This window comes from Lysobacter xanthus (genome assembly GCF_047159895.1).
Window position 1 is genome coordinate 1 of sequence record NZ_BAAGAB020000080.1, and the last position, 10168, is coordinate 10168.

11 protein-coding genes and 1 pseudogene are annotated in these 10168 nt (G+C 70.7%); 3 read left to right on the forward strand and 9 right to left on the reverse strand.

Translation table 11 applies throughout. The features are described from left to right. From ACY35P_RS13745 to ACY35P_RS13780, 8 genes and pseudogenes are all read right to left on the reverse strand, one after another. A pseudogene (locus tag ACY35P_RS13745) lies at positions 1-675 on the reverse strand (aminodeoxychorismate synthase component I); the annotation flags it as partial. A 112-nt stretch (positions 676-787) separates the two neighbouring features. Then, on the reverse strand, positions 788-2026 hold the full coding sequence (gene fabF, locus ACY35P_RS13750; RefSeq protein WP_462116407.1) for a beta-ketoacyl-ACP synthase II: 1239 nt from the start codon (positions 2024-2026) through the stop codon (positions 788-790). A gap of 153 nt (positions 2027-2179) precedes the next feature. After that, the gene (gene acpP, locus ACY35P_RS13755) at positions 2180-2419 is read right to left on the reverse strand and encodes an acyl carrier protein (protein ID WP_132331029.1); all 240 of its coding nucleotides are present in this window, start codon (positions 2417-2419) and stop codon (positions 2180-2182) included. Between the two features lie 120 nt (positions 2420-2539). Then, entirely contained in the window at positions 2540-3283 is a 744-nt protein-coding gene (fabG, locus tag ACY35P_RS13760; protein WP_462116408.1) for a 3-oxoacyl-ACP reductase FabG, read from the reverse strand. A 75-nt stretch (positions 3284-3358) separates the two neighbouring features. After that, a complete protein-coding gene (fabD, locus tag ACY35P_RS13765) occupies positions 3359-4303 on the reverse strand; it encodes an ACP S-malonyltransferase (protein ID WP_462116409.1) in 945 nt (314 codons plus the stop codon). Between the two features lie 171 nt (positions 4304-4474). Continuing rightward, complete coding sequence (locus ACY35P_RS13770) at positions 4475-5455, reverse strand: beta-ketoacyl-ACP synthase III (RefSeq protein WP_462116410.1); 981 nt, start codon at positions 5453-5455, stop codon at positions 4475-4477. A gap of 175 nt (positions 5456-5630) precedes the next feature. Then, entirely contained in the window at positions 5631-5825 is a 195-nt protein-coding gene (gene rpmF / locus ACY35P_RS13775; protein WP_462116411.1) for a 50S ribosomal protein L32, read from the reverse strand. A gap of 117 nt (positions 5826-5942) precedes the next feature. Then, complete coding sequence (locus tag ACY35P_RS13780; protein WP_462116412.1) at positions 5943-6473, reverse strand: YceD family protein; 531 nt, start codon at positions 6471-6473, stop codon at positions 5943-5945. 117 nt (positions 6474-6590) lie between these two features. Between ACY35P_RS13780 and ACY35P_RS13785 the strand changes: the two genes are divergently transcribed. Next, on the forward strand, positions 6591-6956 hold the full coding sequence (locus tag ACY35P_RS13785) for a hypothetical protein (RefSeq protein WP_462116413.1): 366 nt from the start codon (positions 6591-6593) through the stop codon (positions 6954-6956). Continuing rightward, entirely contained in the window at positions 6949-7530 is a 582-nt protein-coding gene (locus ACY35P_RS13790) for a Maf family protein (protein ID WP_462116414.1), read from the forward strand. The genes ACY35P_RS13785 and ACY35P_RS13790 overlap by 8 nt, the downstream gene beginning before the upstream one ends. Before the next feature lie 7 nt (positions 7531-7537). Here ACY35P_RS13790 and ACY35P_RS13795 read toward each other — a convergent pair whose 3' ends face one another. Then, positions 7538-9385: a glycosyltransferase family 39 protein gene (locus ACY35P_RS13795; protein ID WP_462116415.1), complete on the reverse strand. Its 1848-nt coding sequence runs from the start codon at positions 9383-9385 to the stop codon at positions 7538-7540. A gap of 70 nt (positions 9386-9455) precedes the next feature. On the opposite strand from ACY35P_RS13795, the gene ACY35P_RS13800 reads away from it, so the two are divergent. Beyond that, positions 9456-10168, forward strand: a 713-nt coding sequence (locus ACY35P_RS13800) for an AAA family ATPase (protein ID WP_462116416.1), incomplete at its 3' end; no start/stop codon positions are given.

Genomic DNA, 10168 nt, shown 5'->3' on the forward strand with positions numbered 1-10168 from the left:
GAAGAGCGCGGCGGGCTCGACATGCGCGTCGAATCGCGCCGTCCAGCCGCGCGAAAGATTGGCCTGGAAGACGTCGCCGGCCGCGAGGTACTCAAGCACGCGTCGAACGCCATCGGTGAAGCATTCCGGTGCGTCCTCGTGGATGCGCTCCGGCGCACGCCACGGGCCGAGTGGAACGGCGTCGATCGCCCGGCGGCAGTCGACCTCGACCGCATCGGCGGTCGCGTCGTCGAGGGCATGCAGGACGCAGGTGCCGTCGCCGCGATCGCGCTCGATCGCCGCGTCGATGCGCAAGGCGATCCCGACCGGCACCGAGCCCGGCGCCTGCGGCAGGTCCAGGACCGGCTCGACCTGTGCCGCGGCCTCGTAGGCGATCAGCAGCGCCCAGCCGCCCACCGGCGATGGATGTGCGGTCGGGGTCGACGCGAACGCCGCATCGAGCGAGGCGAAGAAGTCGTCGCCGCGGTCGGCGCCCGACGCGTCGCGCACGCGGCCGTCGCGGCCGAGCACAAGGCGCTCACCGCTCGCCGCGAGCAGCAGGTCGCGACGCCCGATGCGCGTGCCCGATGCGCTCGACTCGAGGAGCACCGGGTACCGCGCGGGCGCGAGGCGGTGCAGGTCGAGCAGGTCGCCGGCGCGGTCGAGGACGCGCCGGACGGGCGGTGGCGAAGGCATGCATCGGGCCGGCGGCGTCGGGGCATGGATTATCGCCGCCCCGTGCATCCATGCGCCAAGAACGACGAAGCCCGCGACAGGCGCGGGCTCCGGTGGGACGCGTGGCAAGGGCTCAGACCCGCCGGAACACCAGCGTGCCGTTGGTGCCGCCGAAGCCGAAACCGTTCGAGACGGCCACATCCACGGTCGCCTGGCGCGCCACGTTGGGCACGTAGTCGAGGTCGCAGCCTTCCGACGGATTTTCGAGGTTGATGGTCGGCGGGATTATCCCGGCGTGCAGCGCCATGACCGAGAAGATCGCCTCGGCGCCGCCGGCCGCGCCCAGCAGGTGGCCGGTCATCGACTTGGTGGAGCTGACCATCGTGCGATACGCCGCGTCGCCGAGCGCCCGCTTGATCGCCATCGTCTCGGCGAGGTCGCCCAGCGGCGTGGAGGTACCGTGCGCGTTGACGTAGCCGACCTGTTCGGGCGACACGCCGGCATCCTTCAGCGCCATCACCATGCAGCGCGCGGCGCCTTCGCCATCCTCGCTCGGCGCGGTCATGTGGAACGCGTCCGACGTCGCGCCGAAGCCGGCGAGCTCGCAGTAGATACGAGCGCCGCGCGCCTTGGCGTATTCGTATTCCTCGAGGACGAGGATGCCCGCGCCGTCGCCGAGCACGAAGCCGTCGCGGCCCTCGTCCCACGGGCGGGACGCGCGCGTGGGATCGTCGTTGCGCGTGCTCATCGCCTTCATCGAGCAGAAGCCGCCGACCGACGTCGGCGAGGAGCCGCGCTCGGCGCCGCCGGCGATCATCACGTCCGCATCGCCGTACTGGATCATGCGCATCGCCATGCCGATCGAATGGTTCGACGTGGCGCAGGCCGAGACGGCGGAGAAATTCGGGCCCTTCATGCCCGTGAGCAGGGACACCTGCCCGGGCAGCATGTTGATGATCGTGCTGGGCACGTAGAAGGGCGAGATCTTGCGCGGGCCGCCCTCGTGGAACTTGATGGACGTTTCCTCGATGCCGAGGATGCCGCCGATGCCCGAGCCCAGCAGCGCGCCGATGCGCTCGGCATTGCTGTCGTCGATGATCAGGCCCGCGTCCTCGATCGCCATCAGCGCGGCGCCGACGCCGTAGTGGATGAACGGGTCCATCTTCTTCGCGTCCTTCGGGTTCACCCATTTGGTGACGTCGAAGTCGCGCACTTCACCGGCGATCTTGGTGGTGAAGTTGGTGGTGTCGAAATGCGTGATCGGGCCGATGCCCGAGCGGCCGTTGACGATGCCGTCCCACGTCGACGCCAGGTCGTTGCCCAGCGGGGAGACGATTCCTAACCCGGTAACCACGACGCGACGGTTGGACATGACTTCGACCTCGAACTTCACCGCCGGCGGCGGACGTTGGCGCGGCGATACGTCGCCGCATGGCGTGGCTCAAAAGCACGGGGCCGCAATGCGGCCCCGTCGGTGTCTCGCGGAGAGCGGAAGCGCCACGGCCTTCCGCTTCCAGTGCAGCGATTACGACTTGACGTGAGCCTTCACGTAGTCGATGGCCTGCTGCACGGTCGTGATCTTCTCGGCCTCTTCGTCCGGGATCTCGCACTCGAACTCTTCCTCGAGCGCCATCACGAGCTCGACCGTATCGAGCGAGTCGGCGCCCAGGTCGTCGACGAACGAAGCGTTGGTGGTGACGTCTTCTTCCTTCACGCCGAGCTGTTCGACGACGATCTTCTTGACGCGCTCTTCGATGCTGCTCATTGGATCTCTCTCCTCCCGGGTCGGGATGCTAGATGACAAGTCTAAATGAATCGCGGGCGGGCCGGAGTATAGCGGCCGCTACCGCGTGAAAAACTCGTTGGACGGGCGCCGTCCGTCGCCTCACGCCATGTACATGCCGCCGTTGACGTGCAGGGTCTCACCGGTGATGTAAGCCGCGCCGGGACCGGCGAGGAAGGCCACCGCATTCGCGATGTCGGCCGGTTCGCCGAGCCGCCCGAGCGCGATCTGGCCGAGCATCCCGGCCTTCGCCTCTTCGGGCAAACCGCGGGTCATGTCGGTGTCGATGAAGCCGGGCGCGACCACGTTGACGGTGACGCCGCGCGAGCCGATCTCGCGCGCGAGTGACTTCGAGAACGCGATGATGCCGGCCTTCGCCGCGGCGTAGTTCGCCTGCCCCGCGTTGCCCGTGACGCCGATGACGGAGGCGATGTTGATGATGCGGCCGCGGCGCGCCTTCATCATCCCGCGCATCACCGCCTTGCTGGAGCGGTAGACGCTGGTCAGGTTCGTGTCGAGGATCGCCTGCCAGTCCTCGTCCTTCATCCGCATCAGCAGGTTGTCGCGGGTGATGCCGGCATTGTTGACGAGGATCGACACCGGGCCGATGTCCTTCGCGATCGCGTCGACCAGCGCTTCGATCGCGCCGGCTTCCGTCACGTTGAGCACGCGCCCCTGGCCGCCATGCGCGGCGAGGCGTTCGCCGATCGACGCCGCGCCGGACTCGGACGTCGCCGTGCCGATCACCGTCGCGCCCTGCGCCGCCAGCGTGTCCGCGATCGCGGCGCCGATACCGCGCGTGGCGCCGGTGACCAGCGCGACTTCGCCCTTCAATGCTTCCGTCATTCCGATTCTCCGAATGCGGCGGCGCGTGGCCGACCGCGGGTCATGCGCGCGTTCATCGACGACGCGCCCGTTCGATCAGTCGCGCCAGTCGGCGAGCGCCGCCTCGAGGTCCGCGGGCGCGCCGAGCGCGCGCACGTCGACCGACTTGTCGATGCGCTTCACCAGCCCCGAGAGCACCTTGCCCGGCCCGCATTCCGCGATACGCGTGGCACCGCGCGCCACGAGCACTTCCGCGCATTGCGTCCACTGCACCGGCCGGTAGAGCTGCCGGACGAGCGCATCGCGGATGGCCGCCACGTCGGTCCGGACCTCGGCGTCGACGTTCTGCACCACCGGCAGCTGCGGCACCGACCAGGCGAGGCTGCCCATCGCTTCGGCGAGCCGGTTCGCGGCTTCGCGCATCAGCGGCGTATGCGACGGAACGCTCACGGCCAGCTTCACCGCCTTGCGCACGCCGCGCTCGGCGAGCATGACGAGCGCGCGGTCGACGGCCTGGGCATGTCCACCGATCACGATCTGGCCGGGCGAATTGAAATTGGCCGGCACCACGACCTCGCGATCGCTGCAGGCCTCGCAGACCTCCTGCACCAGCGCGTCGTCGGCGCCGAGCACGGCGGCCATCGCGCCGGTGCCCGCCGGCGCGGCGGCCTGCATCAGTTGCCCGCGCAGGCGCACGAGCTTCGCGGCGTCCGCGAGCGGCAGTGCGCCCGCCGCGACGAGTGCCGTGTATTCGCCGAGGCTGTGCCCGGCGAGCTGACCCGGCATCGCACCGCCCCGCGCCTGCCAGACGCGCCAGACCGCGATCCCCGCGGCGAGCAACGCCGGCTGGGTGAATTCAGTGGTGTTGAGCTCGGTCTCGGGGCCGTCGTGGCTGATGCGCCACAGGTCGACGCCAGCGCCTTCGCTCGCTTCGGCGAACGTGGACTGCACGATCGGCTCGGCGGCGGCGAGCTCGGCGAGCATGCCGACCGACTGCGAGCCCTGTCCGGGGAACACGAATGCGAGTTGCGTCGAGGTCACGCGCGGAGCCCGTGGGAAGAGCGCGCCATGATACGGACGAAGGCTTCGCCCTGTCTGTACTCCGGCGTACGCCGTCCGTCGACGACGATGGCGGCCGTTGGCCGCATTGCATCCCCTGAAACGCAGAACGCCCGCACGAGGCGGGCGTTCCGGGACGGTCGCGCGGCGGGCTCAGTAGCGGACGAGCGCACTGCCCCAGGTGAATCCGCCGCCAAAGGCCTCGAGCAGCAGCAGCTGGCCCCGCTGCACGCGCCTGGATCGCACGGCTTCGTCGAGCGCCAACGGCACCGAACCCGACGACGTGTTGCCATGCCGGTCGACCGTGACGATCACGCGCTCCATCGGCATGTCGAGCCGCTTGGCCGTCGCTTCGATGATGCGCAGGTTCGCCTGGTGCGGAATCAGCCAGTCGATGTCGTGGCGGTCGAGGCCGTTCGCCTCGAGCGTCTCCTCGACGACCGAATCGAGCGCCTTCACCGCGTACTTGAAGACGTCGTTGCCGGTCATCATCACGCGCACGCCGGCGTTGTGCTCCTCGGGCTTGAAGCCCACGGAGACGCCGACCGGGTTGTACAGCAGGTCGCGCTTGGTGCCGTCGGCGTGCAGGTGCGTGCTGAGGATGCCGGTCTCGGTGTCCGCCTTGAGCACCACGGCGCCGGCACCGTCGCCGAACAGCACGCACGTCGAGCGGTCGTTCCAGTCGAGCATGCGCGTCAGCGTCTCGGCGCCGACGACGAGCGCGGTCTTCGCCGCACCGGAGCGGATGAACTTGTCGGCGATCGTCAGCGCGTAGACGAAGCCCGAGCAGGCGGCGTTGACGTCGAAGGCCGGGCAGCCGATCGCGCCGAGCCGTGCCTGCAGCAGGCAGGCGGTCGACGGGAAGATGATGTCCGGCGTGGTCGTGCCGAGGATGATCAGGTCGATGTCCGCGGCGGTGACGCCGGCGGCTTCCATCGCGCGCGTGGCGGCGTGGAACGAGAGGTCGCAGGTCGTTTCGCCGTCGGCGGCGACGTGGCGCTCGCGGATGCCCGTGCGGGCGGCGATCCATTCGTCGCTGGTCTCGACGAACTGCGCGAGGTCCGCATTGGTCAGGACCTTTTCCGGCAGGTAGCTGCCGGTGCCGGCGATGCGCGCGTAAATGGTCTCGGTCATCCCCTGCCTCGCCTGGGCCGCGGCGCGGCATCGTCGCCGGGCCTGCGGACGCCCCCGTATGCACGGCGGCCTGAAAAACGGCGATGCGACCCGGAGGTCGCATCGAAGTGGTCCGAGGCGCACGCACGTCGCCGTGGGCGCGGACCTTCGCGTCGGGCGCCGGGGCGCCCGGCGATCACTCGGCGTCGGCGACCTTGGAACGGACGTCGATCACCTTCTTGCCACGGTAGTAGCCGTCGGCCGTGACGTGATGGCGCAGGTGCGTCTCGCCCGAGGTCGGATCGGTCGCCAGCTGCTTCGGCGCCAGCGCGTCGTGGGCGCGGCGCATGCCACGGCGGGAGGGGGAAACGCGGGACTTCTGGACGGCCATCGGGATGCTCCGGTGAAACATGTGGCGGCGTCGGGCGGCGGGCCCGGGCCGAAAGAAGGAAATTATCGCCCAGCGGGGCGGCGGCTGCCACCTGCGGGGTTGCGTGAGCCTTGTCGGCTACTCCGGCTTCATCTTCAGCGCAGCGAGCGCGGCGAAGGGATTCGGCCGGTCGTCCTCGACCGCCTCGTCCGTCTCCCACTCCTGCTCGACCGCCTCGGTGCCCGGCATGACCGGCACCACCGGAACCGCGAGGATCAGCTCGTCCTCGACCAGGTCCAGCGTGCCCAGCTCGCCGGACTCGTCGACCAGGAGAGCCTCGTAGCCCGGCGGGAGCGCGGCTTCGTCGGCCTCGTCGCGGATCAGCCCCATGCGCTGGTCCACCCGGACCGGCAGCAGGAACCGCTCGAGCGTGCGCTGGCAGACCAGCGGCAGCTCGGCGTCGACCTTCACCTCGACATAGGCGACGCCGAAGCTGTCGCGGTCGAAGTCGAGCGAGAACGTCGCCTCCCCCTCGGGATCGGCCAGCAGGCTGGCGAGCCGCGTCAGCGAGGCCAACCGAACGCGCCCCTCGAGACCGCGCCGGGCCGTGACCTGGCGCCATGCATCCAGGGTCCCGGGGACCGACGAGCGGGACGATTCCGTGGACATAAGCCGCGAAATGGTAGGGATCGGCCCGCGAGCTGTCAAACACGGCGTCATGCGACGCCGCAATTGCCGCCTCCACACCCGGCGCGGCAGACTGCGGGGCCGCGTCCGGAGACCGTCGTGACCGCCGTCGCCCTGCTCGTCGCCGCCCTCGTCGCGGCCGCCGCCGTCCTCGCGCTCCGCCGCGCCCGCGGGATGTCCCCGCACCAGCGGGCCGTCCTGGACGTGCTGGACGCCGCCGACGCCCTCGAGGACCGGCTGCGCATCGCGCGGGCCGAGATCGAGGCGGTGGCCGGCGACCACGGCCCCAATCCGGTGGGCGACGCGATGCGGGAGATGCTCCGCCAGCGGCTGTGGCTGCGCGACCACGGCAGGAGCGCGACGCCCCAGCAGCTCGCCGAGGTGCGCGACGCGATCCATGCGGCGCGCGAGCGCATCGACGACCAGCTGGTGCGCATCGAGGAAGCGAGGCTGCCGCGTGACTGAGCCGCGCCTCGTCCTCGCCTCGACTTCGCGCTACCGCCGCGAACTGCTCGAACGCTTAGGCCACGCCTTCGAGGCGATCGCCCCGGGTGTCGACGAAACCGCGCAGGTCGGCGAGGGGCCGGGCGCGCTCGTCGAACGCCTTGCCCGCGCGAAGGCGGCCGCCGTGGCGCTCGCCCACCCCGATGCGATCGTGATCGGCTCCGACCAGCTCGCGGAGTTCGACGGCCGCGTGCTCGGCAAGCCGGGCACGCCCGATCGCGCCGTCGGGCAGCTCGTCGCGATGTCGGGCCGCGAGGTCGCGTTCCTGACCGCCGTCTGCGTGATGCGCGGCGAACGCGAGGCGGGCCTGCACGTCGATCGCACGGTGGTGCGGTTCCGCACGCTGTCCGCGAACGAAATCGAGCGCTACGTGGCGCGCGAGCAGCCCCTCGACTGCGCCGGCAGCTTCAAGTCCGAAGGGCTCGGCATCACGCTGTTCGAGGCGGTCGAGACGGTGGATCCCACCGCACTGATCGGCCTGCCGCTCATCGCCACGGCACGCCTGTTGCGCACCGCGGGGATCGCCCTGCCCTGACGGATCGTCAGCGGCGGATCTCGACGGGTATCTGCGGCCAGTCCTCGACCGCACCGTCGCGACCGTGCAGGCGCAGTCCGAGCCAGTGACGGCCGGGCTTCAGGTAGCGCGCATCGACGCGACCAACGAAGCCCAGGTTCGCGCCATTCGGATCGGACAGCCCGGGCCATGAGGTATCGAGGCCCTCGTACGGCCGGCCGTACTGCAGCGTGCCGACGACGCGCCCGTCGAGCGTCGCTTCGACGCGCGCGATTCCGACGCCCTGCCGGAACGCCCACCCCGAGACATCGAACGCCTGGCCGACGCGCGCGCCCGATGCCGGGCGGTCGATCCACGCAAGGGCGGGCGCGGTGCACGCGCCTTCGCGCGGCCCGTCCAGACGGAAGAACGCGAGGCGTTGACGCCCGTGGTCGACGTTGAGGATGCGCGGTGCGGGCAGCGGGCCGAGGCGTCGGCACAGCTCGAGATAGCGGCGATGCAGATTCTTGAATTCGACTTCGCTCTCGCCCACCACGAGCAGCACCGGACCGCGCGCGAGCATCGCCGCCGGATCGGCGTCCAGGCCCCACAAGGCGAGCTGCGGCGCGCGGCCGTGCTTGTGGTTGAGCGGATGGTCGAGCACGGCGACGCGCGGGTCGTCGAGCGCGAAGCCGAGCTCGGCGCCGAGCTTGAAGTTGTCGGCGAGCACGCGGGTTCCCGCGGGCATCGCGCGCAGTTCGCCGCGCACGACGCGCGCCGCATCGTCCCAGCCGGCGAAATTGCCCGGATACCACTTCTCCGCCGCCGTTTTCGCGCGCACCGCGGGCAGCGAGACCGCGACGTAGTAACCGAGGACCGCCACGAGGCCGGCGCCCGCGAGGCCAGCGGTCGCCCGCCCGAGCCAGCGCGGCTGCGACTCGAGGAAACGGGGCAGCAGCGGCAGCAGCGCGAGGAAGCCCGGCAGCGGCCAGTGGAAGCTCACGCGCTCGGTGTCGGCGAAGAAGCCCAGCGCGAAGAAGCCGCCCACGACCAGCAGCCCGAGCAGTGCGAACCAGCGCGACGCGATCAGCGGCGTGCGCACCCCGTCACGCCCCGCCTTCAGCAGCAGCGCGAACAGCAGCGGCGTGACCAGCAGGGCCTGGATCGCCACGAACCACAGTCCGCTGGCATGGAAGGCCCATGGATGGCGGTCGACGAGCTGGAAGCGCAGGCCGGCATCGGCGTTGTCGTAGTTCCACCACACCAGCGGCGTCCATGCGGCGGCGCCGAGCAGGATCGCGAACAGCACGCGCACGTCGCGCAGCACGCGGCGTCCCTCGGGCAGTGCCAGCAGCGCGAGGAAGCCGACGCCGATCACGGCAATGAAGCGGTAATGGCTCAGGGCGCCGATCGCGAGACCGAAGGCGAGCTCGAGCGCGTGCAGCGCGTCGACCTTCTGCAGCAGCCGCGCGCCGGCATCCATGCAGATCAGCGTGGCGAGGGCCATCAGCGCGTCGGGGACCGCGAGCAGGCCGAGGCTGCCCGCCAGCGGAAGCAGGAGGGCGAAGCTGCCCGCGGTCCAGCCGTGGACCGGGCCCGACGCCCGGCGCGTGATGCGCACGACCAGCAGGGGCACCAGCGCGGCCGCGGCGAGGAAGGGCCAGCGCGCGCCGAGCAGGGTCTGTCCGCCGACCTCGACGCCGAGGCGCGACAGCCAGGCGGTCAGGCCCGGGAGGTCCGAATAGGCGGCGGCGAGGTGCTGGCCTTCCTGCCAGTAGAAGGCTTCGTCCACGAACAGCGGAAGGCGCGCCGCGACGACGACCTTCACCGCGAGCACGACCGCCCATAGCGCCCAGAACAGGCGACGCGCATGCGCCGCGACAGGCTCCGTCTGCATCCTCATCCGACCTCGCTACACTCCGGCTGCGGCTGAACGCGCCGCCTCGATTCGATTGCGCGGAGACGACATGGCCCCAGGCACTGCGGCGAGCATGCTAGCGCACCCCCTGGCCGACGCCCTTGACCGCGCACAGACGCAGGTCAATTCGCTCGTGCTCGGGAAGGCGCATGAGGTGAGGCTCGCCTTCGTGGCGCTGCTGTCCGACGGCCACATCCTCATCGAGGACCTGCCGGGCCTCGGCAAGACGACGCTGGCGCATGCGCTCGCGGCCACCGTCGGCCTTCGCTTCCAGCGCGTGCAGTTCACCTCCGACCTGCTGCCCGCCGACATCCTCGGCGTGTCGATCTTCGACAGCACGCGCCAGGCGTTCGAGTTCCATCCCGGGCCGGTGTTCACGCAGGTGCTGCTGGCCGACGAGATCAATCGCGCGCCACCGCGCACGCAGAGCGCGCTGCTCGAGGCCATGGCCGAACACCAGGTCACCGTCGACGGCGTCACCCGCGCGCTGCCGTCGCCCTTCTTCGTGATCGCGACGCAGAATCCGGTCGACCTCTCGGGCACCTATCCCCTGCCCGACTCGCAGCTCGACCGCTTCCTGCTCCGGCTCTCGCTCGGTTATCCGGGCGAGGACGCCGAGCGTGCCTTGCTGTCCGGCACCGACCGCCGCGAGCTCATCGCGCAGGTCGTGCCGCAGTTCGGCGACGGCGAGTTCGACGCGGTGCGTGACGCCGCCGCGCGCGTGCACGCCGGCGAACCCTTGATCGACTACGTGCAGGCCCT